Below are 22,335 nucleotides of genomic sequence, written 5' to 3'. Positions count from 1 at the left end.
ACGAACCCGGCCATTCTCTCGTTTACTAATCTGATTGGTAACGCGTCTTAGCGCGGACGCCCTAGTCAATCGGCGCCTCGGGGAAGGCAAGCTGTTCGCGCGCGCGCCATTCATCCGTGACGTAGTTGATAATCAGTGATTTCCGGACGCCTTTGATGGGGCGCCGCTCAAAGCCGTGATAGGTGTCGCCGCCAGGCACGAAGACAAATGCAAGATTGGGCGCAAACGGTGAGCGGGCAACATGCTTTTTGTTGGCGTCGTAGACATCGGTTCCGAGATCGTCATGCCCTTCTTCGTCGGACAGGTAGAGGAGCATTGTGAAAGACTTCACACCCAAATCAGTATGGGGCTCCAACCAAAAGCCATCCGTATCTTGCGCGAATTCAATACGCAAATACGTGCCCGCCAAGTCGGTACCAAACACCTTCTCGATCGTGTCCGTAATCCGCTTGTCCTGAAACGCCTCTGAAATGGCATTCACGGAGTCGTGCTTGTCACGGTTCTCGATATCGAAGTATTTGCGGGTCGCGTTGTGAAGCTCGCGCTTGCCGGATACGCCATCAAGTGACGGAGCGGGGAAGGGCAGGCTCTGGATGTCTTGGATCGTGTCCTCAGGAAAACAGTTCTTCAGCACCCAGTGCGGATAGGGTGTGCTGTCGTGATCGCCATTGGCGATGCTCTCGGTGAAGCAGCGTATAATGTCTTCAGCCGAACTCTTTGCTTCGACATCCGCTGGCTTCAAGGCTGCGCTCTCCCTCATAATGTCGGTCAACTCCTAGAGATTGGGTCGAAAAATGCTGGTTTCTACAGCGCCCAGGCGATCCCATCTAGCTGCTCAATTAGCACCCTCAGTCCCTTGCGTGCAAATGAACCGGGTCGATTGGCGATAAGCCATAAGAACCTAGCAGTTACCGCAGGTGCACATTCGAACTTCAAGCGAAAAGAGCGGGTTGGCGTTGATGCGGCTCAAGTCCGTCCAAGATGGCCGCGGTCGAATGTTAAGTTTCCGGGTTAGTTGATCGATATCCCGATTATGTCCCCAAAATCAGCGAAATCGTCATCAGTTGCGACCTGCTCGTTCCGCAAGCACTTCGCCAGCAATTCCAAGAGTGAGGCGTGAAGTTCGCACTCACCCTCCTGGTGTGGAGGATTTTCGGCGAGAAAAGATAGAATTTCAGCGTAGTTAGGCATTGGAATCCCCTGTTCCCCCAATGTCCACAAACTGGGCGATGCCTGTGTCAAAACTGAGGCTGTGACGGGACCCGCTTGACCCCAGCAAAACATCGGCCCGCGAGGGAATACCGGCCAAGGAGCCGGACTGGCCTCCCGGAATTGGTTGCCAGAGGTTGGCCTGCAGTCTGTTCCTTCACGCTGCCTATCAATGAAAGTCCATCTACCCGAATGCCAACGTCGCAGACATCTGAGACCAACGGGCGCAGGGCATTTGAGAGACGCTCACTTTGATCTTCCTCCAGTGGTCCGGTCAGCGTGAGCGAGAAACGGTATTCGCTCATCACATTTGGCTGACCAAAACTCCTGAGGAGTAGGCGTTGGTGAGGATTTAGATGGGGCTGCTCGCCCTCGATCGTTTCCGGCCTATCGGCATATGAGTCGAACGCGTTGAAACACTGCAGCGCCAGCCAGTCGAGTTCCGGGCGTGGCTTAGTTGGCCTCAGGGTCAAAGTACGGTGAGTCCGTGTAAGCTGAAGCGGACCGGTTTCAATCGGCTGTCTGTTGGCCGCAAAGCTCGCAAGGTGCGTTGTGACCTCGTCGAGCCTCACACCTTTTCGAAGCGGCGCGGGTGTGAAAAACGGCGCGTGTAGTCCGAGATGGCGCCCGGGCATCGGCGCACTGCCGATTGATGCAACGCCCGCGAGACCAGACATGGAGAATGCTTGAAGCGTCGCGCCGCCGTTTACCCGACCAAACCAGGAGCGGCCGAATTGCGCGAGAGCGCTGCCGGGGCGTGTGGTGAAGCAAATGGAAAACAGCGTCCGTTCGCTTTAGAGCGGCTCGGCGCTTGTTCCTTGTTGTTGCTCCCGTTCTGTTGGATTGAGCATACCCATCCCCCTCAAGCTGGCGCCACGCTCACTCGGCCATACTCCATTGGCTAAACATGCGCTGTGACCTTGACGCGACCTGTTTCAGGCGATACCGCGGCGAAGCGGTGAAGACTTAATGAATCAGACCGGGAATTTCGAAGAGTTACCTGAATGTATAAAGGGATTGAGCGCGTGATCGACCTCTACACATGGATGACACCCAATGGGCAGAAGGCTTCGATCATGCTTGAGGAGATCGAGTTGCCGTACAGAGTGCACCGCATTGACATCGAGAACGGCGCGCAGTTCGATCCCGAATTCCTCAAGATCTCTCCGAACAACAAGATCCCAGCTATCGTCGATCACGACAACGGACTGCAGCTAATGGAGTCGGGCGCGATATTGCTCTATCTCGCAGAGAAGTCAGGCCTGCTCATGCCGAGTGACTTCGAGGGCAAATGGCGGACGCATGAGTGGCTGATGTGGCAGATGGGCGGCGCCGGCCCGTTTCTAGGTCAAGTACATCACTTCGTTTCGTATCACCCAGGCAAAAGCCCGTATGCTGAAGAGCGCTACACGACCGAGGCTCGTCGTCTCTGGGGCGTTCTTGAGAAGCGTTTGGGCGATGTCGAGTACGTGGCGGGTGACTATACTGTCGCCGATATAGCGATCTGGCCCTGGATCGCGAGGTATCCAATCCAGCCGGTGGATGTTCAAGACTACCCCAACATCAAGCGATGGTACCATGCCATCGCCGCACGGCCCGCAGTGCAAAGGGGTTGGGATGTGGTGGGCGCCGGAAGAGAGTTGCCGTTACCGTGACTCGATAAAGCAGGCTTATGGAGGTTGAGTGGCGATGCGAACGCTCCTTGTTCTCGGGTTAGCGTTCGTTGCAGCCGCAGGGGCTGCGTTCTACATCCTCACGATACCTGTTGTGTTCACGGCTTCGGACCTGCCGGATCACGCACCGGATGTTTCGAACGGCAAAAACTTATTCATCGCTGGTGGGTGCGCGGAGTGCCATGCCGTGCCCGTCGGGGCCTGCGACAGTCTCGACATCGAGGACGAGACGCAGCTTGCCGGCGGTCGCTGTCTCAGGACAGATGTGGGCACATTCTATGCGCCGAATATCTCTCCGGATCCAGAGAGTGGCATCGGAGGCTGGTCCACGCTGGATTTTGTGAACGCGATGAAACGCGGCGTCGCCCCTGGCGGCGTTCATCTGTATTTGGTATTTCCGTATACATCGTATCAACGCATGCGCTTTTCGGATCTCATTGACCTCAAGGCCTGTCTCGACACGTTGCCTCCGGTGCGAAGCGCGGTTCGCGATAACGACCTTCGCTTCCCATACAACATTCGCCGAGGCGTGGGTATCTTTCAGCGACTCTATGTAGACGGGAAAACTTTTGTGCCTGACCCTGATACTACCGAATCCGTCAATCGAGGCGGGTACCTGGTGTTGGGGCCAGGCCATTGCACGGAGTGCCACAGCCCTCGAAATGCCTTGGGGGGCGTTATTGCGCGCGAAGCGTTTGCTGGCGCGAAGAGTCCGGAGGGCAGGGGCGATGCGCCCAACATCACAACCAGCCCGGAGGGCATAGGGGACTGGAGCCAGCAGGATATCGTCTACTTCCTTGAGACAGGGTCGGACCCTGACTTCGATGTGGTTGGGGAGTCCATGATACCAGTCCAGGAAAACATGGCGCGGCTGCCCGCTAGCGACCGGGAGGCTATCGCTGCTTTTCTCAAAACGTTGCCTGCGCGACCGGATTCGGCAGAGACGCCTTGAAGACTTTGCGCGGTCGCTCTAGCGTGCTTCGCGAACATAAGGCTTCAGGATTACGATGGCGGGGAACTCCAGAAATCAAAGTTTGCTGTTTTTCTGCGTTGCCGCAGCGATTGCAGGCGCCGCGTATGCAGTGCCCGTCTCGCAAGGCGCTGCGCAGGGTATGGAAGTGATGGGGGATAGCGCAGCTCAAACAGGGGCCGTCATCAGTTCTGAAGCAGATACGACCATCGCTGATCTGGCGCCCGATGTAGACACCCCAGTGGTACCCGCCGCGGAAGCCGTGCCGGAAAACCCCGCCACACCCCTGGCCCCACCTGCGTTTCGACAAGAGGGTCAACTCGACATCGACTGCCTACCGGAAGATCTGCTGGCGAAGCTGCGTGACGCGCACGGGCCGTCCGTGATGGCAAGGGCCTGCCTGCCTGAATGCTTGCCTCCACCTTACGGACTTAGTCAAAAACAGTTGGACGACCTGTACAGCCGCTACGGCGTTGTTTGGTGCCGTTCTTGTGTGCAGATCTCTGGGCATCTGCCCTTGAAGGATGTGTGGCGCATCGAGGAGGAGGGGGATATCCAGTTGTGCAGCACGCCGCCAAGCCAAATGCCGCGGCCGGGTAGCTTAAGCGGCAACGTGGTGAAGTCGTTTAGCCGCATTCGCGAGCTATACCGCGCGATGCCGACGATGCGCGAAGACGAGAATGCGATCGCGGTGGTTATTGGCAACCACACCTATGAGAATCTGCCGACCGCCCGTACTGCACGGCATGATGCAGGTGCGATGTACTTGTTTCTCACCGAGCATATGGGTTTCCGACAGGACCAAGTCATCGATCTGCAAAATGCGGGGCGGGCTGATTTGGAGCGCGTGTTTGGACCCGTTCCCGGTTCGGATGGAGAACTGAAGCGCCTTGTACAGGCACGTCCTAACGCGAGGGTCTTCGTCTATTTTTCGGGTCACGGAGCCGTCAACGCCTCCCAGGACGAAGCCTATTTGCTACCCGTCGAAGCCGAGGCTTATCGCGAGGAGCGGCGGGGCTATCCGCTTTCAACTCTCTACGCCAACCTCGCAGAGTTAGGCGCAGAGCAGGTCGTCGTTCTGCTGGAGAGCTCGTTTGGCCGAGACCACGGAAACTATATCCTCCCGCCGAATATTCCGGAGACAAAGCGCAGCGCGCTTCCTGGGAAGGCCCAGTCGCCTCTAACAGTGTTGGTATCAGCAGATCGCGGTCAGCGTGCTCTCATAGATCTTGAGTACGACATTGGTCTGTTCACGCGCTATCTGATTGAAGGCCTCTCTGGCAACGCAGATCTTGCGCCCGTCGGCAATGGGGACGGAGCAGTCGATAGCGCCGAACTCCATGCTTACACGGCTGCAATGGTGCGCCTCGCCGCGCAGAAGACGTTCGGGCTGCTGCAAAGTCCAGAACTGTCAAGTGCCGGAACGACTGTGTTGAAGGCTCCGAAGCGTAGCTCCGACAGTACCGAGCAGGGCTAGGTGCGAGGCGCCGAAACGGCTTCACAAGACTGGATGAGATTTTCGAATGAAAGTGTTCTCCTGCGCGGAAGAGTATCTTCGTCAGCATAACCCGGAGCGCCCCATCTTGGCATTTCGGCCCCATGCGGCGACACGCGCGACAAAGTGGTTTCTATATAACTTCCCGGGGCGCGTGCTTTACGCAACCAAGGCCAATGACTCGCAACCTATTCTCGATGCTGTGGCTGCGGCCGGTATTCGCAGCTTTGACGTCGCCTCGCTCGCCGAGATGGAGCGCGTCAAGTCCATCGATGGCGCGGAGCTCTATTACATGAACCCTGTCAAGTCGCGAGGCGCCATCGCGCAGGCCTATAGCGAGTTTGGCGCGCGGAGCTTCGCTTTCGATTCTCATGATGAGCTGGGCAAGATACTCGCGGCGACAGGCGGAGCAGAGGACTTAATGCTCTACTTACGGGTTGCCTGCCCCAACACACACAGTCTTATCCCGCTTGAAGGAAAGTATGGAGCCAGCGCCGAAGAAGCGCCTCCTCTTCTCCTGAGAGCGCGCCAGCATGCAGCACGCCTCGGCATAACCTTCCACGTTGGGTCGCAGGCTGTGGTTCCCGCCGCATTTTGCGAAGCTTTGAACCAGGTCGGGCAGCTCATCGTCGCGTCCGGTGTAATGGTCGATGCGATCAACATTGGCGGCGGCTTCCCAGCGCGATATCCACATTCAGACCCGCCGGCCCTCGATTGTTATATCGACGAGATTGCTAAGGCCGCGAATGCGTTGGTGGTCAAGCACGCTTGCGAATTATTGTGCGAGCCGGGGCGCGCGCTGGTCGCCGAGGCTGAGGCTGTGATCGTGCGCGTTGATGCGCGCCGCGGGAATACGCTCTACATCAACGACGGCGCCTTTGGTTCTCTGTTCGATGCCGCTTATTCCGGTTTTCGGTTCCCCGTGCGCTGTGTCACTCCGGATCGCGAAGACGTGGGGCCGGCGAAGACAGCTTTCAGCTGCTACGGCCCAACTTGCGACAGTGCCGATTATCTGCCTGGGCCATTCGTTTTGCCCGATGCTGTTGGGGAGGGCGATTACCTAGAGATTGGCCAAGTAGGCGCGTATGGCCGCGTGCTAGCAAACCGCTTCAATGGTTTTGGTGACTTTGAAGAGGTAACGCTGACCGATGAACCCATCCTATCGATGTTCGCGCAGATGGAGCTGGACACACCGCATGCTGAGCGCTCTGCAAGAATCTGATGGTCTAGACAATCTGTGTGAGGCCTTTTGCCTCAAAAGAAACGGCTATGCTCAGTCTTCGGCGAGCTCTTCCGGCAACGGGTCTAGTATTTGCCCGTCATTGCTCGTGGGAATGCTGCCGCGCGTCTTGAATGGCCGCTTCGTGATAGGAGCCGCTCCCATAGTCCACGTAGGCTATGCGCATTGACGCCAGAAGATCGTCAGCTGTGTGAAAGCCGTGCTGGTCGCCACTCGATCCCGAGCGGTCGCCTTTCGGAAAGGGAATTATCTTTGCCGTCCCCCCTTGCGCGTTTGCCGTCATGGTTTCCTCCATTGTTGTGTGTGCCGTACGGCAGAATCACCGCGAGACACCTTGAGTCAGCTATATCGAAACCACGGAGTGGCTTGCACAAAATAATCGCGAAGTGGCGAACATTTGAGCAGTACTTCTTCTGCTCCATTCCGTGGCATGAGCTCGCACCAACTCGCAGACCCTTTGCTTGCTGGACCGATGCAGAAAAGTATCAGCTGACGGCGTGTTACTAAGAAGCTGATAAGATTGTACAAAAAACAATCTAGAGACACGCGCCTTCGGCTAGCACGACGGTCTGATTTGTTGCGCGTGCGGATGATGTTCGCACTGGCACAAAAAATGCTTTTCGGAACAGATGGCCGCTAGCCTCTCGCGGCCATGGTGGGATTCATCCGAACTGTCGTTTAACTCAGAAGGACTCACAATGACCAAGTTTAAGCTCGAGTACATTTGGCTGGACGGCTATACGCCCGTGCCTAACCTGCGTGGCAAGACCCAGATCAAAGAGTACGATAGCTTTCCAACGCTAGATCAGCTCCCGGAGTGGGGCTTTGATGGCAGCTCAACGTTGCAGGCCGATGGCAGCAACTCCGACTGCGTCTTGAAGCCGGTACGCATTTTCGAAGATCCGTCTCGTACCAACGGCGCACTTGTTCTGTGCGAAGTGATGAACCCGGACGGCACGCCGCACGAGTCGAACAAGCGCGCGACCATTCTTGACGATGAAGGCGCCTGGTTCGGTTTCGAGCAGGAGTACTTTTTCTATAAAGAAGGCCGCCCTCTCGGCTTCCCTGATCAGGGTTTCCCGGAACCGCAGGGCAAATACTACACCGGTGTCGGCCACAGCCAGGTCGGTTCGATTGCGCGCCAGATCGTTGAAGAGCATCTCGATCTGTGCCTTGAGTGCGGCATCAACCACGAGGGCATCAATGCCGAAGTGGCCAAGGGCCAATGGGAGTTCCAGATCTTCGGCAAAGGATCCAAAAAAGCTGCCGACGAAATGTGGATGGCGCGCTACTTGCTTGAGCGTCTGACCGAGAAGTACGGTGTTGATATCGAGTATCACTGTAAACCGCTGGGTGACACCGACTGGAACGGCTCGGGGATGCACGCGAATTTCTCCACCGCCTACCTGCGTGACGTTGGAGGTGAAGAGTATTTCAAGGCGCTCATGGCTCAGTTTGAGAAGAACTTGCAAGACCACATCGCCGTGTACGGACCTGACAACCATATGCGTCTGACCGGTAAGCACGAGACCGCGCCATGGAATAAGTTTTCCTATGGCGTTGCTGACCGTGGTGCTTCCATCCGTGTGCCGCACAGCTTCGTCAGGAACGGCTACCGGGGCTATCTTGAGGATCGTCGCCCGAACTCGCAGGGCGATCCCTACGCCATTGCGTCTCAGATCCTGAAGACCGTCGCCGAGGTTCCGACAAGAGTTACGGCAGCCGCCTAGCACCGCTGGTGGTCGCGCGAAACGCGTGGCGACACGAGTAAATGTGGAAGGGGAGCCCGTTGGGCTCCCCTTTTTCACATCTGGGTGGTCATCTTCCATTAACCTGGTGACATGACGGACCGATTTTTGCGAGCTAAGCTTGCAGGCGTTCGTATGCGATTCTTTGGAGGGAACGCTAATATGGCCGATAAACTTCAAACTGAGTGGGCTCCGCGCATTCTAAGCATCCTGCGCATTGTCTCAGCACTGATCTTTATGGCGCATGGGACGGCCAAGATTTTCAATTTTCCAGCGACAGAGCGCGGGGCACCCGAGTTTATGTCGCAGATGTGGATCGGCGGTTGGTTGGAAATCATCGGCGGTATCTTGCTCGTCCTTGGCCTATTCACGCGGCCTATGGCCTTCATCCTTTCGGGCATGATGGCAGTGGCCTACTGGCAGTTCCATGCACCCCAGAGCATCTATCCGCTACAGAACGGTGGCGATGCAGCCATCCTCTACTGCTTCATCTTTCTCTATTTCGCCTTTGCAGGTGGGGGACCGTGGAGCCTGGATGAGCTTCGGAAGCGTGACGGCTAGTGGCGCTGATACGTAAACCGATTATCAAGTAAGTCGCTAAACGCGCCGTTCATCGCCGCCGAATCACACTCGGCGGCGATGAACTTATGTCGGCATATAACCCTAGCCATCTCGGCGATCGCTCTGATTGGACTCCTCGGGGGAAACCTGGGGAAAGATGTCTCGCGCGGGGCCGGTGCCGAACAGCGCGAACACGCTTTCTGGATAAAGACAAGGTTGCCGGACGATTTGCTCTCTGGCCGGCTGAACGTCACGACGGTCGCCAAGTCGCGAATACACCGACCGAGACATAGCACTCGAACTGCACAGCTCCAGCGCTAGTTTCATGAAGGGAAGGTATTTACGTCGTCCGATTCGTACCCGAGCTGGTTACGCGTCCGCGTGCGTCGCTGGGAGGTTTGCCGGACTGTATGCCGACCGATCCGTCGGACGTGGAAACGTGCTACCCGTCCGTGGCGCTGTTAAAAAGAAACGGGCTCCGACTAGTCGCCGAAGCCCGTTGCAATTATTAAGTCGTGGACAAATTTAGTTAGGCATCACGACCGAGTCGATGACGTGGATCACGCCGTTGGACGTGACAATATCAGCCTTCACGACCTTGGCCTTATCCACCACCACGCCGTCCTTGGCGTTGACGTCGAGCTTGTCGCCCTGAACAGTCTTTACCTCGGTCTCCTTGCCAGCGATGTCGCCCGCCATGATCTTCCCCGGAACAACATGGTAGGTCAGAATAGAGACGAGCTTGTCCTTATTTTCGGGCTTCAGGAGATCCTCGACCGTGCCGGCGGGAAGCTTTTTGAACGCTTCGTCGTTCGGCGCAAATACGGTGAAGGGACCATCACCCTTCAGCGTGTCAACAAGACCAGCAGCCTTAACTGCGGCAACCAGCGTTTCGAACTGACCGGCGCCGGCCGCGGTGTCGACAATGTCCTTCTCTGCGGCACTGGCAGCGGAGGCGGTGAACAGCGTAAGGGTGAGAACGGTGAGTAGGCGCAAAACTTTCATAAAAGTCTCCGTTGAGAGATTGTTAGATACGATCTTTCAACGCGCGCGTCGGATGCTGTAGATCACCGTCCGTCCATCACGTGTCTGTGAGAGGGCTGTCGGCGTGGGTTTCCTTAGCGTCGGTCTCCTTCTCGAACGACCGAGCCGCGGGCGCCGCCGTCAATCCGTGAAGAATCGAACTGGCCAATACAGCAAGCGCCGCAATAGCCAAGATCTCATCGCGCATCTGGAGGAGGTCGAAGGCATCGAGGACCAGAAGAGCAAAGAGTGCAGTGGCCAGCCCGCGTGGGCCGAACCACCCGTAGAACAGCTTTTCCTCCCAAGGGACCCCAGTGCCAGCGAGTGACAGCCAGATTGCAACTGGACGCACAAGGAACAGACTCGCCAGCACAAGGGCCACCATCGCCCATGTCACGTTTGGCAAGCCCACAGGTAGCAGGACAGCGCCGATCACAAAGAAGGACAGAACAGCTAGGATCTGCCCCTCCGTCTCGATGAATTCGAACACAAAGTGACTTCGTCCGCGAAGAACTTCGCCAAACGCGAGGCCTGCGGTGAATGCGGCCAGAAAGCCGTTTCCATCAACTGCATGCGCCGTAAGATAGGCAAGTCCCGCAAGCGCAAGGACCGCAATGCCGCCAAACCGGTCGGATGTCAGCCCGTGGTCTTGCGCAATGCGTAGTAGCCAACCGCCGCCATACCCAACAGCGACCCCCATCAGCGCGCCGAGGCCAACCTGCTCGCCGACAAAGACCCACCAGGGCACCTGCAGCTGGTCATGGATCCCACCAACGGCAAAGCATCCAAAAAAGATAACGAATGGGAGTGCGAAACCATCGTTGAGCCCGCTCTCTGCTGACAGCGATTGACTGACCCTCTTTGGGACGCGTGGGTCGGTGATGATCGGCTGGCTAAGCGCGGCATCGGTGGGCGCCAAGATCGCCGCGACCAGGGCCAGTTCCCACAGCGGCCATGTTGGCATCAGGCCGAAGGCCGTGCCGAAGCCCAATAGGATGGCAAGTGGAAGACCAAGGACGAGCATCCGCGCAGGGATAGAGGCCCCTTTCCACAGGCGCCGAGGATCGATCGCTGCAGCGTCTGCAAAGAGTAGAACGACGAGGCTGACCTCCGCGAGGATGTACAGACCGTGTGTGCCTTGGTCAAGTTCGACCAGGCCCAAGGCTTGGAAGCCCCACCCCGCGAAGAGAAACAGCATGGGCGCTGTGAGAATGCTGTCGGACAGCCGTCTGCCCAAAAGTGCATAGACGAATACCAAAGCGGCAACCGCCAAAAGACCCCACTCGCCTGACATTTGTTCGCGATCCCCAGCATCCTGCGCAGATGCTGTTTTGGTATGCACACCGGATATTGAAGCGCGATTCTAACGTTGCGTTCGCCAATTGCTATGGCGACCTTGTTCAAAACCCAGCGATGGCTTGTGAAACGCGCGCGAAGGCCCAAGTGTCGCGTAAGTCATCGGGACGACATACTGTGTGAAGACACTCAGATGGCAAGTCGTGCCTCGGCCGGCAAATGGCCTGAAAGCGTTGGCCTCTATGCCGAACGAAAACTTATGCTTTGGACCCGGAGGACTTAATCCGTGCGTGCAGTCGCCACCGCCTTAGTCGTTTCCACTGCCTTTGCGATCTCTTTATTCGCCGCGTCGGCAGTGGCGGACGTTCGAATAAGCCGCGGCTTTGCCAGCGGGCCTGACGGCACGCTCTATATTGTGATCGACGGCGCGGAGGGTCGGGCGCTGCGGCTCGATCCATCTGACGAGTAGGGCGCCCATGTTCAACGAAGACAACCCTCTCTACAGATTTTACCATGAGGTCATCAACCAAAAGAAGTTCGAGGTGCTCGGCCAAATCTATGCGCCGGGCTACGTCAATCGGATCGCCCCTTTCGGTCTGGGTAGCGGTATCGAAGGCGTAAAGAGGCTCATCAGGGAGCAAGCTGCCGCGTTTCCCGATTGGCACATCAAGGTCGACTACGTTATCGAGCACGGCGTCAAGACGATCGTTAAATGGACGCTGACGGGCACGCAAACAGGGGAGTAGTTCGGCTACCCGCCGTCTGGCAGGGCCTTCGAAATTTCAGGGGTCGATATAGAGACGATCGTTGACGGGAAGATTACGGAGCATGACGGCGCCGAAGACATGCTCAGCCTATTGCAGCAGATCGGTGCTGTACCGCTCACCTTTGGATGACGCGCGTCAGCGCTGGCGACAGGACTTGCTATCGACATCAATCGTAACGGCAAGCTCATCATTGCTATCGTAGAACACTTGCCTTAGGACGCCACCCGCATCGAGTAACTCTTGGCCGCTTTCGGTTCCGCGGCATGTGTTCTCAATGGCGGCGCGCTCCATCTCCTCTTTGGTCGCTTGGATCTGTTCCTTCGGCAGATCAATCCGAAATGTCGACACGAGCACGGCTCCTTCATTCGATACGGTCAGCCAAGTAGTCTTGTCATCCACCGCCATGGGGAGATTTTTGCCCATTTCGGTGGCCATGCGCGCCCAGGTATCCTCAATTGAAGGTGTGCCAGCACTCGTCGCGTTCCCCGTGTGCTCGGCTTCCGGTCCGCGCGTCTCGGCGCTCGCAGCCGATCCGATGACCAACAACGCGAAAGCTCCTACCTCTGTCCATTGCATAGACCGCCTCCCTGATTAATCCGCAGTCGGCGGTGTACCCGCACCTCTTTCAGCACATCCAACCGACGAATTGAAATTTGGCAACCCACTAATCCGTGAGCAGGGCAGTGCCGTTTCCCTTTTGACCACCGCGGTTGAGAACCCACTCCCGCTGGCTTGAGGTGGTCCTGAGCCCCGGCCGCTGCTCTCCGTTCCTTGGCCGGGGCTCCTAGGGGGACGCACCAACGCTCTAAGCACTCGGCAGTCTTCGGATTGCCGCTGGCAAATAAAAGCCCCAGTACGAGGGCGCCGGGGCTAATGGAGGTACCGGGCTGCGGATGGCTCGGGGGCAAGGAGTCAACGCAGCCAGATACCCACAAAACGACCGTATCTTTTCGTCGGATCACTCGCAGACAGTTAGATCAGAAGTCCTCGGCCAGGGAGGGGCAAGCAAAGGCCTCGCGCGAGTGAGCGCCGCTTATCGGTCGAAATTCGTCTGGTAGGGATTCGGGAAACCGTCAGCGAGAACCGGTGCGCCGGTGGCTGCGAGGATCGTAAGAGCAAGCATGATCGCCTTCATGGTATCTCTCCTTATCAAGGCACCCGTCGCGGAATTGCTGGTGGGCTTGTGTTGATCTGAGGGTAGATACCCGCGGCCCACGTTGCGAAGCACGCTGAGTCCGAACGAAGTGCGCTGAAGCTCTCACTCGTTCACGCGGCCGTGTCGATCACTTGACCGGGAGAGCGGCGCCGCCATCCGAAGTGTCGCGTTCAGATTGTCGCGAAGAAGACCGTGACGAGACCCACTACGCCCGCCCACGAGATTACCAGAACGACGCTAGTCGCAAGCATTGCGAATTTACTCATGACGCCACCTCATGTTGCACATCTGCCCCCCGATTCATCGGGAGGAGTGCGGAACGCCCTGACGCTCCGCACTCGATCGCAGGGGAGAGGCTCGTCTTTGCCAGTTCAGGGCCTGACGACACGCATTGAACGCGAGGCCGCTTGAACCACGAATGAACCGCCCATACAGCTGACGTTCAGGTTTGGAGATAGCAATTGGCTTGGGTTCCTGGCGAAGGCCGAATGGAACCATCGGCGCGCTAAAGCGCGCCGCAACTTTTCGTTACGTAATGCCTCGGAGAGCTCTTGGCGTAAAAATCGCGGGAGCTATCTACCAGTAATAGGCACGCCGTGCCCGCCGACGCCAGCGGCGTTTATAGGGGCGGGGTCCGTAGTAACGGCTGCGGTAGTAGGGACGTCGGGCATAGCGATAGGGGCGATAATAGCGCGGCCCGATACCGACACCGACCCGAACGCCCGGAGCCCTCACATAAACACCTGCGTTTGCTGGTGTTGCCGAGAACGTAAAGGCGCCTACAACCAAAGCGCAAGCCATGCCACAGGCCACCATAATTCTGTTCATTACAATCCCCTCAAGTTGGTCCCCCCGGCAAAGTCTTAGCATTGCAGAGAAATGAGGCTGCTGTCAGACAATCGTCCTCAAATCTGCGGGTCTATAGCCCGAGACGAGTCGATAGGTGATCTGCGTCACTGATCAAAGGTTGGTTTGCTGCTATAATAATATCATGCTCGCCGGCCTTGAGGCCGACCTCTTGGGAGACAAGGCAATGTCACGCAAAGTATTCAAAAGCATCTTTGCTGGAGCCACCCTCACTTTTCTCGCGCTAGGTTTCCCTGGTGCGAACGCGGATAACGCGGCGATCCAGTCCGAGATCGATACTGCGACGATCAAGCCAGCGAAGGCCACGCCTCTGGGGCTTTATCTGACGCCGGAAGAGGCGCACCGCGCTCTAACCCAGAACCCCGACATTCTCTTTATTGATGTCCGCGACCCGATAGAGGTGATGTTCGTTGGGCTTGCGGAGGGTGTCGACAAGATTGTTCCGATCGCACTCGCAACACACGAGGTAGACCCCGAAACGGGGCAGTATCGCATGGTGGTGAACGACGACTTCGTTGCCAATGTCGACGAAGTTGTCGCGGCTAAGGGGAGGACGAAGTCAGACCCAATCTTTGTCAGCTGCAGGTCTGGCTCTCGGTCTGCGGTTGCGGCGCGAAAGCTCATTGGCGCGGGTTACACCAATGTCTGGAATCTCGTCGAAGGGTTTGAGGGCGATAAGGCGCCTGATGGAAGGCGCGCCAAAAACGGCTGGCGCAATGCTGGGCTACCATGGACTTACAAGCTCCCAGCCGGTGTTGCTTGGGACAACTAAGCGGACCTCGAGCGAGGTTACTTTCGCAACCGGACTTCGACCCGCCTCAGCTGTGGCCCGGGAACGGGACTACAGTCTCCATTCGCGACTCCATATCGGGCGACATAGCCTCGAGGTAGCCGAATACGGCTTCGAATTCGGCGCGATAGCCTGCTTCGGCGAGTCGAATGCTGCTGCTTCGCGTCATGTGAAGTACATCGAGCTGGCAATTGATGACGCCCTTACGCACTTCTCCGGCTGCAATGACGAGAGTCTCTTTGAGTTCGTCGACTGTGCTTTCAACAATCGCGGCCGGATAGCCCGTGAATTCTACAACCTTGCGAAGGGACAGCCCTTTGACGCGCCAGTCTCTCTCATCGGCGCTCCAGATTAGGAAAGCACCGACAGACTTCGCTTCAGTAGGTATTGGCCGAGTGGAAAGCCACAAGAGCAAGATCTGCTTGAGCATAGTGCAATGTCCTAGCGGCCATGCTGCTGGCATGCTGACTTCACCAGCGACGTAAGACCGTTGTTGTCCAACGCAAAGAAACCGGCACGCAAGTTCACCCAAGCTGTCTTTGGGCATCCGTGTTCCGAGCCCGTCTTAGTTGCTGAGCGTTACCTCAACAAGATTGTCGGAGAAAGACGGGGCATGACCCATATCCGTAAACTCCGCCGAGCTGATCGAATTCACCGTGCCCTGATTGAGCTGGCGCCAATAGCCGAGCGTCGCAACGACGATACCGGGATTCACATCCTCACTGATTCTCGCAACACCTTTGAAGGCGCCTTGCTCGTTGGCGACCTGTACGCGATCACCATCGACAATGCCGCGCCGCTCTGCATCTGCTGCACTGATCAGCACGAACTGTTCGCCCTGTCCCTTAATCTTGTGCTCCATATTGGCATAGCAAGAGTTGAGGAAGCCGTGGCTCTTCGGGGAAACGATGTTCAGCGGGAATCGCTTGGCCAGATCGGGGTTCGTGTCGGGAGAGTTCCGCATCGGGATATAGTCGGGGAGAGAGTCTAGTTCTTCACCCGGCTGGAACGCGTCATACATCTGACGGAAGGGGCCGGCGACGAAGTTGGTTGCACCCTCAATTTCGAAGTGACACTTACCGGACTCGGTCGGGAAGTTACCTGCCTTGTGTGGGGCCCGATCGTCTTTCGTACCGACCTTCAACCGCGCGTAGCCGTGCTGACGCATATACTCCAGGTCGATGCCGTCGCAGGCTGGTGAATCCCAGTCGACATAGTTTTCTAAGCATTCGCTGTCCGACCACTTGAAGTTCTCTTCCTCGTAGCCCATCCGTGTGGCTAAACGCCGAAAGATCTCGTTGTTCGGAATGGCCTCACCTGGAGAGTCAGCACACTTCGTATTGTAGGTCAGGTAAAGATGACCCCAGGAAAGAATCATATCCTCCATCTCGGCGCCCATGGACGCGGGGAGCACGATGTCGGCATAGGACGCCGTGTCGGAGATGAAGTGCTCGGCCGAGACCATGAACAGATCCTCGCGCATTAGCCCTTGAACGATTTTGTCGGTCTCGGGCGCCTGCGTGACGGGATTCGAGTTCCAGCACATCATCGATTTGATTGGGGGGTCGAGATCCATCTCGCCGACGAGCGCGCGCCCAATCTGCAGATTGTTGATGACACGGGTCCCTTCGGGAATCAGATCGGGACGGCAGATCACATCAAATTTGTAGGGATGCTCCCAAACCGGGAACTGTGTGGCGCCGCCGCCCACGTGACGCCACGCTCCGGTTAGAGCAGGGATGCTGGTAACGGCGCGAATGGTTTGACCGCCGCCATAGTGTCTTTCGAGCGCAACGCCCATGCGAATAGCGGCAGGCTGCTCGGTCGCGAGCTCGCGCGCGAACTTGCGGATATCGTCGGCGGGAATACCGGTGATCTGCTCGGCCCATTCCGGCGTCCGGGTCGACGCTCGTTCTTTGAGCGCCTCGAAGCCAACCGTGTAGTTGGCGACGTAATCTTCATCGACCAGGCCCTGATCAATGATCGAATTGATGACTGCCATGGCGAGGGCCGCATCCGTGCCGGGCTTGGGGCAGATATGCCAATCGGCTTCCTTGGCAGTTCTCGATTTATAAGCATCGATCACCACGACCTTTGCGCCCGCCTTTTGGGCGTCTTTCACGATGGCCCAATGATGCAAATTGGTGCTGACGCTGTTGCAAGCCCAAATGACGATGTACTTCGAATGAATATAGCTCTCCGGATCAACGCCAGCAGTCGCACCAACTGTCAGCAACCAGGCTGTACACGAGCCTTCACCGCAGAACGTGCGTTCGCACACGGTCGCGCCCATACGATTGAAGAAGGCGTCTCCACCATTCAGACCATGCACCAGGCCCTGATGGCCCAAATAACTGTAGGGAACGATCGCCTGAGGTCCGTACTCGTTGATGATGTCTTTCCAACGAGAGGTGACCTCATCGAGTGCCTCGTCCCATGAGATGCGTTCGAACTGCTTTGAACCCTTCGGGCCCGTGCGGCGCAGCGGATAGAGCAAACGGTCGGGATGGTAGTGGCGCTTCTCATAGTCCTTGAGCTTTACACACAGGCCCCCGCGCGTCATGGGATGCTCCGGATTGCCTCTGACCCCCTTCAAAATGCCATCTTCAACCTCAAACAGCATTGCGCAGGTGTCGGGACAATCATGAGGGCAGCCCCCAAAGAAGATCTCGCGCTTGGGTTCTTGGTTCATGTGCTTCCTCCTGTTGCCACCATCACTTTGCCCAGCGGCAGCCAAACTGTGCTGCTCCAGCTCTCGTCACTTGAAAAATCGCTCATCCCCATCTTGGCAGATTACAGGGCGACCGAAAGGTCTAAATTTGCGGTTGCCCATGATTTCAGCATCCGAGACTGGGCGTATTTCAAACGTCCAGCTTGGTTTGGCTGAGCCCTTGGCTTGAGTAGCTTACAACGCGGTGTCGACTCCAGAATGCGACTCATTCGGGGTCGACGTAAGCACGCCCTTGCGCCCTTGCCGAAATCGAGCAAGAGTTTTCCATGCACTTTCGTCAGCTTTTACGCCGCCACTCCTTGCGTTTCCTCGCAGTCGCTGCGGTAACGATCAACGCCGTACCGGCTCAGTCAGGTGAGAGCGTGGCCGATATTGCTCTGCTCACGGCAAGTTGTTCCGGTTGTCACGCGAAGAACCTTCCCAACGATGACTTTCCGCAAATCTATGGTCGTCCGGCCTCAGAGATCCGAGAGGCTATGCTCGCTTACCGATCCGACGAACTATCGGGGACGGTGATGAATCGGATCGCGAAGGGGTATAGCGAATCTGAGATCGATGCTATGGCCCAATATCTCGCCGAACACGCCGGGCCTAAATCCGAGGATCTCGCGAACTGACGCACTTTCAGTTGAAGTGCTGTGTCTTGATGCGAAGACTATTTCCTGCACTACTCGGCCAGCCTCTGCCGCGTGGATCGGACGCGTGCCAGGAAAAGAGATCAGAGCGTCCTAAATGAGCACCAACGATGCAAAGTTGAATCGTCGCCAGTTTTTGGCCGCTACGACGGCTGTGGTTACCAGCGCCTCGGCTGCCTCATGGGTGTGGGCCGCGTCGGCGCAAGGGGCCCCAGTAAAATCTGTCGCGGCGCGCGTCGTCGTCATCGGCGGCGGATATGCCGGTGCTACGGTCGCGCGATTCCTCCGCGCCGCCAATCCATCGATCGATGTGACGCTGATCGAGCCGCGCCGCACCTTCTATTCCTGTGCTTACAGCAATCTTGTGATTGGTGGGTTGCGGCCGGTTTCAGCCATTCGCTTCGGCTATGATGGCGTCGCGGCTACAGGCGTACACATGGTCTTCGATCGCGCAAACCGCGTCGATCCCGTAGCCAAAACTGTCCGGACGGATGGGGGCTTGGAATTCTCATACGACCGGCTGGTGATGGCGCCGGGTATTGAGATCATCTGGAATGCGATCCCTGGCTACGACAAGGCGGCGGCTGAGCTGATGCCGCACGCGTGGGAAGCAGGCCCGCAGACATTGTTGCTGCGCAAGCAAATCGAAGAAATGCCGGATGGCGGCGTGGTCGCCATTGCGCCGCCCACAAACCCCTTTCGCTGCCCGCCAGGCCCGTATGAGCGGGCCAGCCTTATTGCGAACTATCTGCAAGCAGCGAAACCGCGTTCCAAGTTGCTGATCCTCGATTCGAAAGAGCATTTCTCAAAGCAGATCCTATTTCAACGTGCTTGGACGGAGCTCTATGGCGACCTGATCGAGTGGCATGGCGTCTTCGATTTTGGGCCTTTGATCGCGGTAAAGCCTACCGAGAAGGTGCTGGTGACGGAGTCTCGGGAAATCCATGTCGATGTTGCGAATGTGATCCCGCCACAGCGTGCGGCCCAGATTGCCCAAACGACAGGGCTTGCGGACGAGACAGGATGGTGTCCGATCGATCCAGTTACGTTTGAGTCGACACTGCAGGCGGGCATTCATGTGTTGGGTGACGCGGCGATCGCCGGTGCCATGCCGAAGTCCGCGTTCGCGGCGAATGCACAAGGCAAGGTGTGCGCTGTCCAAGTCGCGCGTTTGCTAAATGGCGAACCGCCCATTCGCACGAAGCTTGCGAACACGTGCTACAGCCTGATAGCCCCCGGCTACGGCATTTCAATCGCGGGCGTTTACGAGCCCGGAGACAACCTGCTCGAGTCCATAAAGGGAGCGGGTGGCATCAGCCCCATCCATGCATCTGCAGAGTTCCGGCGCCTTGAGGCCGATTACGGTTCGAGTTGGTTCCGAACGATCACAACGCAAGTCTTCGGGTAAGGGTGTCCGACTTTCCCCGCAGCAATCTGCCGAGCCTTATCCGTGGTCAGAATATGCGCGATGTCAGCGTCTGATCGCCTTTCCCTCGCGCATGCTAAGTGTAGCAGCCAAACGGCAGGCCGAGCTGCGGCGGTCTTCGTCAGTCGGACAAGAACCAGACAATGATCCCTAAGCTGACCCACCAGACCGCGATCCAGCTAGCAAGCAGGTAAACTCCGGTCCAGAAGCGACTTTGAGCCTCGCGTTCGTAGGCGTCCATATCGCCGTCCAGCAAGGCTTTCTGCATGCGTTCTTTGCTATTCATGGCAGCCGTGCTCATGGCCTTCCTCCGCGTTCGCCCCCAACAACCCCGGCAGCCAAGAGCGCAGCCCCCAGGACGATGATGAGGATGCCAAGCAGTGCGCCGTTCTCAATCGCGATAGCGTCTGCCACCCGCAGAAAGCGGTCTCGGATCGCCAATAAGCAAAAGCCCTTGATGAGCGTCCACCACGCAATCACCGATACAACAATGGCGAGCGGCCCCGTCCAGTCGTTGTGAACAGCAACCATCCCAGCACCAAGGGCGAGTACGAACGCTCCTGTAGTAAACCCAAGTGCCGTGTCGTCCCTGAACTCCCTCAGCATTTTCGCGTAGGCGTTGCTGTCGCGCAGGAAACCGATACCTGCCGCAATCATGTACAAGCCGACAAACGCTGCCAATAACTGCGTAACTGTCATGTTCTCGATCATCGTCTCGACCTCTCATTCTCAGTATACTGCAGGGCGAACGTTGAGGCGCGCGCGAAGCGAGGTTTGAAGGCCCGGCCTGCATACTCGGTACTCATGCAGCACCGGGCCGCCGCCATCATAAGCATTGATGTTCGTAGGGAGGGAGCAGCAACGCCTAGCGCGGCCTTGCTATTGGACTACCGCAGGCAGTGCGGTGACTTTGATGGGGATCAATGATGGGGATCAATGGAGTTCGGCAAAAAGAAAACCCCGCAGCCAGCAAGCAGGGATGCGGCGCGGGGCCCCCTCCTTCGGCTCACCTCTCATCTCTGGGAGTGAGCGCGTCCGGGTCAGGGACACTAACTCGCCGCGTGACGTGGGCAGCACCAAGCGTCTTACGGGATAACGCTGCAACGCAAACCATCGACGCGGAGACAAAAGGAAGCCCCGGTGCAAGCACCAGGGCTGAAAAGAGGCGGCGGCAACCCGCTAGGAGCCGCTTCATACCTGCTTCTATCCCGAAGCAATGCGTGCTGGGAAGTGAAAGTCCGCCGGTCTCTGTAGGGTGTGCTTTCCCTCGCGCAGGCCTGCCGTAGCAGTCTACTGTCACGCGTGAAGGCTACGGTGACGCGCTAGAGGCTGCTGCATTGCGAGATAGGTGCCTGGCATTGGGCCCTCAGCAGGTGCATGCTCACCCTTTCTCGGCACTCAACGATAATAGGCCCTGCGACCGTTGCCGGGGACCGGCGCAGCACCTCTGCTAATCCGAGCAAAAGGAGAGTTCGCTATGAAGGACAATGTCTACAAAGTCGTTCATCTCATCGGCACAAGCTCAAAGTCTTGGGAGGAGGCTGGCAAAGTGGCCGTCCAGAAGGCATCAAAAAGCTTGCGCGACTTACGGGTGGCCGAAGTTGTGGAGCAAGACATGGTCGTGAAGAACGGCAAGGTCAAAGCCTACCGGACCAAAGTCAGACTTTCGTTCAAGTACGAATAGCACCATCGAACCGCGCGCTCGCTAACGAATAGCAGCACACCTTCTGTCGAGAGTCGGTACTGCTCTGGCACCGGCTGCGTGCCCGATTCTGCTCGATCTGTTGAGGTGTTGGGAGACGTCTTGATGTCACGGGAAGCCCTCTCTGTGCTTTCCCCCCGCGTTTACTAGAAGCTAGCAAATACGAGCGTACATCGCGCCATGGGCCGCAGCAGAACGTAGCCATAAGAAGCCACCTGACGTCATGCTCACACTCTCAGGAGATGCGAAGGAGCTGTTCATAGGCTCTATGAAGTTGAGCAAGTTTTCCCTCAGGAAAAAGTATTTCCTTCAGTGACATAGCAACCCATGCTGCCCGATTGTTGCCACGCTTGCGGGTCAGATTTGCATCATCATTTCTGAGGGAACTAGCATTCGCTAGGGGGGAAAGCCTGGTCCGGGGGGAGCGGGCTTTTTCTTTGCCTCGACTATCAAACAAGACAAAGCCCCGCACGGGGGGAGTGCAGGGCTTTAGGGTTCCGTTTGGGGGGAACCAATGTGATGGGAGGGATCACCATCACAAGACGAACATATATGAACGCCGAATGGAAAAAACCACCCTTCACGGCAAATGACGTTAATCGCCCCCGGGCAGACTGAGTGAAGCAGAACGCGAACACTACATCTTTTTGTGCGTCCCCAGGATCATTGGGAGAAACAACAAGAAAAATAGATAAGCCGCGATGGCCAATACGCCGAGCATCGCCCACCACGGCGTGCCGAGTGTTGCCATCACAGCCTGAGCCTCACTTGCCTTTCCCGGATCAATGAAGGGGCGCATGGCCTTAACGGCGGACCTTGTTCCGAGGGCCTCACCGGCCAACCCAAGCAGTGTCAGCAGTGATGCCCAATAAAGTGGAAGCGCGATCTTCGGGAAAGTCTCCTTTTGCGTGAAGGCGAGAACCGTCAAGCCCACAAGTATAGCGATGACCAGAATGCCGAGCGCCACGTCCATATGTCCGACCTCCCTCTGTGCTTCCTCCCCGCAGGCTGAGTGTAGCAGACAAAAAGAAAGCCCCGCAGCCAGC

Annotated in this window: 24 protein-coding genes and 1 pseudogene; 12 read left to right on the top strand and 13 right to left on the bottom strand. The window is 57.3% G+C overall.

What is annotated here, in order from left to right:
• Positions 1–61: 61 nt before the first annotated feature.
• The 3 genes from AC33YF_RS05395 to AC33YF_RS05385 all read right to left on the bottom strand — a co-directional run bounded on the left by AC33YF_RS05395 (position 62) and on the right by AC33YF_RS05385 (position 1,886).
• A complete protein-coding gene (locus AC33YF_RS05395) occupies positions 62–760 on the bottom strand; it encodes a 2OG-Fe(II) oxygenase family protein (RefSeq protein ID WP_491776179.1) in 699 nt (232 codons plus the stop codon).
• Between the two features lie 251 nt (positions 761–1,011).
• Positions 1,012–1,191, bottom strand: coding sequence for a hypothetical protein (locus tag AC33YF_RS05390; RefSeq protein WP_491776178.1), 180 nt, complete (start codon positions 1,189–1,191; stop codon positions 1,012–1,014).
• Positions 1,192–1,238: 47 nt separating this feature from the next.
• Positions 1,239–1,886: a DUF1045 domain-containing protein gene (locus AC33YF_RS05385; protein WP_491776177.1), complete on the bottom strand. Its 648-nt coding sequence runs from the start codon at positions 1,884–1,886 to the stop codon at positions 1,239–1,241.
• 348 nt (positions 1,887–2,234) lie between these two features.
• Between AC33YF_RS05385 and AC33YF_RS05380 the strand changes: the two genes are divergently transcribed.
• The 4 genes from AC33YF_RS05380 (at position 2,235) to AC33YF_RS05365 (ending at position 6,569) form a co-directional block, all read left to right on the top strand.
• On the top strand, positions 2,235–2,864 hold the full coding sequence (locus tag AC33YF_RS05380) for a glutathione S-transferase N-terminal domain-containing protein (protein WP_491776195.1): 630 nt from the start codon (positions 2,235–2,237) through the stop codon (positions 2,862–2,864).
• A gap of 34 nt (positions 2,865–2,898) precedes the next feature.
• Positions 2,899–3,834 (top strand): cytochrome C, encoded by a 936-nt coding sequence (locus AC33YF_RS05375; protein ID WP_491776176.1) that lies wholly within the window; start codon positions 2,899–2,901, stop codon positions 3,832–3,834.
• An 82-nt stretch (positions 3,835–3,916) separates the two neighbouring features.
• Positions 3,917–5,329 (top strand): caspase family protein, encoded by a 1,413-nt coding sequence (locus tag AC33YF_RS05370; protein WP_491776175.1) that lies wholly within the window; start codon positions 3,917–3,919, stop codon positions 5,327–5,329.
• A 46-nt stretch (positions 5,330–5,375) separates the two neighbouring features.
• Positions 5,376–6,569, top strand: coding sequence for a type III PLP-dependent enzyme domain-containing protein (locus AC33YF_RS05365; protein WP_491776174.1), 1,194 nt, complete (start codon positions 5,376–5,378; stop codon positions 6,567–6,569).
• 97 nt (positions 6,570–6,666) lie between these two features.
• Here the strand turns inward: AC33YF_RS05365 and AC33YF_RS05360 are convergent, their stop codons facing one another.
• On the bottom strand, positions 6,667–6,870 hold the full coding sequence (locus tag AC33YF_RS05360; protein ID WP_491776173.1) for a DUF2735 domain-containing protein: 204 nt from the start codon (positions 6,868–6,870) through the stop codon (positions 6,667–6,669).
• 415 nt (positions 6,871–7,285) lie between these two features.
• On the opposite strand from AC33YF_RS05360, the gene AC33YF_RS05355 reads away from it, so the two are divergent.
• Positions 7,286–8,317, top strand: coding sequence for a glutamine synthetase beta-grasp domain-containing protein (locus tag AC33YF_RS05355; RefSeq protein WP_491776172.1), 1,032 nt, complete (start codon positions 7,286–7,288; stop codon positions 8,315–8,317).
• 180 nt (positions 8,318–8,497) lie between these two features.
• Positions 8,498–8,896 (top strand): DoxX family protein, encoded by a 399-nt coding sequence (locus AC33YF_RS05350; protein WP_491776171.1) that lies wholly within the window; start codon positions 8,498–8,500, stop codon positions 8,894–8,896.
• A 525-nt stretch (positions 8,897–9,421) separates the two neighbouring features.
• Here the strand turns inward: AC33YF_RS05350 and AC33YF_RS05345 are convergent.
• Positions 9,422–9,901 (bottom strand): fasciclin domain-containing protein, encoded by a 480-nt coding sequence (locus tag AC33YF_RS05345; protein WP_491776170.1) that lies wholly within the window; start codon positions 9,899–9,901, stop codon positions 9,422–9,424.
• A gap of 76 nt (positions 9,902–9,977) precedes the next feature.
• A complete protein-coding gene (locus AC33YF_RS05340) occupies positions 9,978–11,213 on the bottom strand; it encodes a cation:proton antiporter (RefSeq protein ID WP_491776169.1) in 1,236 nt (411 codons plus the stop codon).
• 288 nt (positions 11,214–11,501) lie between these two features.
• Between AC33YF_RS05340 and AC33YF_RS05335 the strand changes: the two genes are divergently transcribed.
• Together AC33YF_RS05335 and AC33YF_RS05330 are read left to right on the top strand one after the other, a co-directional pair.
• Complete coding sequence (locus AC33YF_RS05335; protein WP_491776168.1) at positions 11,502–11,684, top strand: hypothetical protein; 183 nt, start codon at positions 11,502–11,504, stop codon at positions 11,682–11,684.
• A 7-nt stretch (positions 11,685–11,691) separates the two neighbouring features.
• A pseudogene (locus AC33YF_RS05330) lies at positions 11,692–12,111 on the top strand (ester cyclase).
• A gap of 6 nt (positions 12,112–12,117) precedes the next feature.
• On the opposite strand, the gene AC33YF_RS05325 reads toward AC33YF_RS05330, so the two are convergent.
• The gene (locus tag AC33YF_RS05325; protein ID WP_491776167.1) at positions 12,118–12,558 is read right to left on the bottom strand and encodes a hypothetical protein; all 441 of its coding nucleotides are present in this window, start codon (positions 12,556–12,558) and stop codon (positions 12,118–12,120) included.
• A gap of 1,156 nt (positions 12,559–13,714) precedes the next feature.
• The gene (locus tag AC33YF_RS05320; RefSeq protein WP_491776166.1) at positions 13,715–13,966 is read right to left on the bottom strand and encodes a hypothetical protein; all 252 of its coding nucleotides are present in this window, start codon (positions 13,964–13,966) and stop codon (positions 13,715–13,717) included.
• A gap of 205 nt (positions 13,967–14,171) precedes the next feature.
• Between AC33YF_RS05320 and AC33YF_RS05315 the strand changes: the two genes are divergently transcribed.
• Positions 14,172–14,777 (top strand): rhodanese-like domain-containing protein, encoded by a 606-nt coding sequence (locus AC33YF_RS05315; protein WP_491776165.1) that lies wholly within the window; start codon positions 14,172–14,174, stop codon positions 14,775–14,777.
• A gap of 46 nt (positions 14,778–14,823) precedes the next feature.
• On the opposite strand, the gene AC33YF_RS05310 is transcribed toward AC33YF_RS05315, so the two are convergent.
• Together AC33YF_RS05310 and AC33YF_RS05305 are read right to left on the bottom strand one after the other, a co-directional pair.
• A complete protein-coding gene (locus AC33YF_RS05310) occupies positions 14,824–15,225 on the bottom strand; it encodes a hypothetical protein (protein ID WP_491776164.1) in 402 nt (133 codons plus the stop codon).
• Positions 15,226–15,360: 135 nt separating this feature from the next.
• The gene (locus tag AC33YF_RS05305) at positions 15,361–17,487 is read right to left on the bottom strand and encodes a molybdopterin-containing oxidoreductase family protein (protein WP_491776163.1); all 2,127 of its coding nucleotides are present in this window, start codon (positions 17,485–17,487) and stop codon (positions 15,361–15,363) included.
• Between the two features lie 305 nt (positions 17,488–17,792).
• On the opposite strand from AC33YF_RS05305, the gene AC33YF_RS05300 reads away from it, so the two are divergent.
• The gene (locus AC33YF_RS05300) at positions 17,793–18,143 is read left to right on the top strand and encodes a c-type cytochrome (RefSeq protein WP_491776162.1); all 351 of its coding nucleotides are present in this window, start codon (positions 17,793–17,795) and stop codon (positions 18,141–18,143) included.
• A 115-nt stretch (positions 18,144–18,258) separates the two neighbouring features.
• Positions 18,259–19,569: an FCSD flavin-binding domain-containing protein gene (locus tag AC33YF_RS05295; protein ID WP_491776161.1), complete on the top strand. Its 1,311-nt coding sequence runs from the start codon at positions 18,259–18,261 to the stop codon at positions 19,567–19,569.
• 139 nt (positions 19,570–19,708) lie between these two features.
• Here AC33YF_RS05295 and AC33YF_RS05290 read toward each other — a convergent pair whose 3' ends face one another.
• Complete coding sequence (locus tag AC33YF_RS05290; RefSeq protein WP_491776160.1) at positions 19,709–19,888, bottom strand: hypothetical protein; 180 nt, start codon at positions 19,886–19,888, stop codon at positions 19,709–19,711.
• Positions 19,885–20,298, bottom strand: a complete 414-nt coding sequence (locus AC33YF_RS05285) for a hypothetical protein (protein WP_491776159.1) — start codon at positions 20,296–20,298, stop codon at positions 19,885–19,887. The genes AC33YF_RS05290 and AC33YF_RS05285 overlap by 4 nt, the downstream gene beginning before the upstream one ends.
• Positions 20,299–21,064: 766 nt before the next feature.
• Here AC33YF_RS05285 and AC33YF_RS05280 point away from each other — a divergent pair.
• Complete coding sequence (locus tag AC33YF_RS05280) at positions 21,065–21,271, top strand: dodecin family protein (RefSeq protein ID WP_491776158.1); 207 nt, start codon at positions 21,065–21,067, stop codon at positions 21,269–21,271.
• 655 nt (positions 21,272–21,926) lie between these two features.
• On the opposite strand, the gene AC33YF_RS05275 is transcribed toward AC33YF_RS05280, so the two are convergent.
• On the bottom strand, positions 21,927–22,335 hold a 409-nt coding region (locus tag AC33YF_RS05275), incomplete at its 5' end, for a hypothetical protein (protein WP_491776157.1).

This window comes from Methyloceanibacter sp. (genome assembly GCF_058506495.1).
The sequence above is the reverse complement of the archived record's forward strand: the minus strand, read 5'-3'. Positions and strand labels throughout refer to the sequence as shown.

Bases quoted from the DNA above. Each gene is read 5' to 3' on its own strand.
- AC33YF_RS05300 (WP_491776162.1), top strand. From the start codon at position 17,793: ATGCACTTTCGTCAGCTTTTACGCCGCCACTCCTTGCGTTTCCTCGCA.
- AC33YF_RS05375 (WP_491776176.1), top strand. From the start codon at position 2,899: ATGCGAACGCTCCTTGTTCTCGGGTTAGCGTTCGTTGCAGCCGCAGGG.
- AC33YF_RS05350 (WP_491776171.1), top strand. From the start codon at position 8,498: ATGGCCGATAAACTTCAAACTGAGTGGGCTCCGCGCATTCTAAGCATC.
- AC33YF_RS05395 (WP_491776179.1), bottom strand. From the start codon at position 760: ATGAGGGAGAGCGCAGCCTTGAAGCCAGCGGATGTCGAAGCAAAGAGT.
- AC33YF_RS05315 (WP_491776165.1), top strand. From the start codon at position 14,172: ATGTCACGCAAAGTATTCAAAAGCATCTTTGCTGGAGCCACCCTCACT.
- AC33YF_RS05360 (WP_491776173.1), bottom strand. From the start codon at position 6,870: ATGACGGCAAACGCGCAAGGGGGGACGGCAAAGATAATTCCCTTTCCG.
- AC33YF_RS05390 (WP_491776178.1), bottom strand. From the start codon at position 1,191: ATGCCTAACTACGCTGAAATTCTATCTTTTCTCGCCGAAAATCCTCCA.
- AC33YF_RS05310 (WP_491776164.1), bottom strand. From the start codon at position 15,225: ATGCTCAAGCAGATCTTGCTCTTGTGGCTTTCCACTCGGCCAATACCT.
- AC33YF_RS05295 (WP_491776161.1), top strand. From the start codon at position 18,259: ATGAGCACCAACGATGCAAAGTTGAATCGTCGCCAGTTTTTGGCCGCT.
- AC33YF_RS05305 (WP_491776163.1), bottom strand. From the start codon at position 17,487: ATGAACCAAGAACCCAAGCGCGAGATCTTCTTTGGGGGCTGCCCTCAT.
- AC33YF_RS05385 (WP_491776177.1), bottom strand. From the start codon at position 1,886: ATGTCTGGTCTCGCGGGCGTTGCATCAATCGGCAGTGCGCCGATGCCC.
- AC33YF_RS05285 (WP_491776159.1), bottom strand. From the start codon at position 20,298: ATGATCGAGAACATGACAGTTACGCAGTTATTGGCAGCGTTTGTCGGC.
- AC33YF_RS05320 (WP_491776166.1), bottom strand. From the start codon at position 13,966: ATGAACAGAATTATGGTGGCCTGTGGCATGGCTTGCGCTTTGGTTGTA.
- AC33YF_RS05280 (WP_491776158.1), top strand. From the start codon at position 21,065: ATGAAGGACAATGTCTACAAAGTCGTTCATCTCATCGGCACAAGCTCA.
- AC33YF_RS05345 (WP_491776170.1), bottom strand. From the start codon at position 9,901: ATGAAAGTTTTGCGCCTACTCACCGTTCTCACCCTTACGCTGTTCACC.
- AC33YF_RS05340 (WP_491776169.1), bottom strand. From the start codon at position 11,213: ATGTCAGGCGAGTGGGGTCTTTTGGCGGTTGCCGCTTTGGTATTCGTC.
- AC33YF_RS05365 (WP_491776174.1), top strand. From the start codon at position 5,376: ATGAAAGTGTTCTCCTGCGCGGAAGAGTATCTTCGTCAGCATAACCCG.
- AC33YF_RS05355 (WP_491776172.1), top strand. From the start codon at position 7,286: ATGACCAAGTTTAAGCTCGAGTACATTTGGCTGGACGGCTATACGCCC.
- AC33YF_RS05325 (WP_491776167.1), bottom strand. From the start codon at position 12,558: ATGCAATGGACAGAGGTAGGAGCTTTCGCGTTGTTGGTCATCGGATCG.
- AC33YF_RS05290 (WP_491776160.1), bottom strand. From the start codon at position 19,888: ATGAGCACGGCTGCCATGAATAGCAAAGAACGCATGCAGAAAGCCTTG.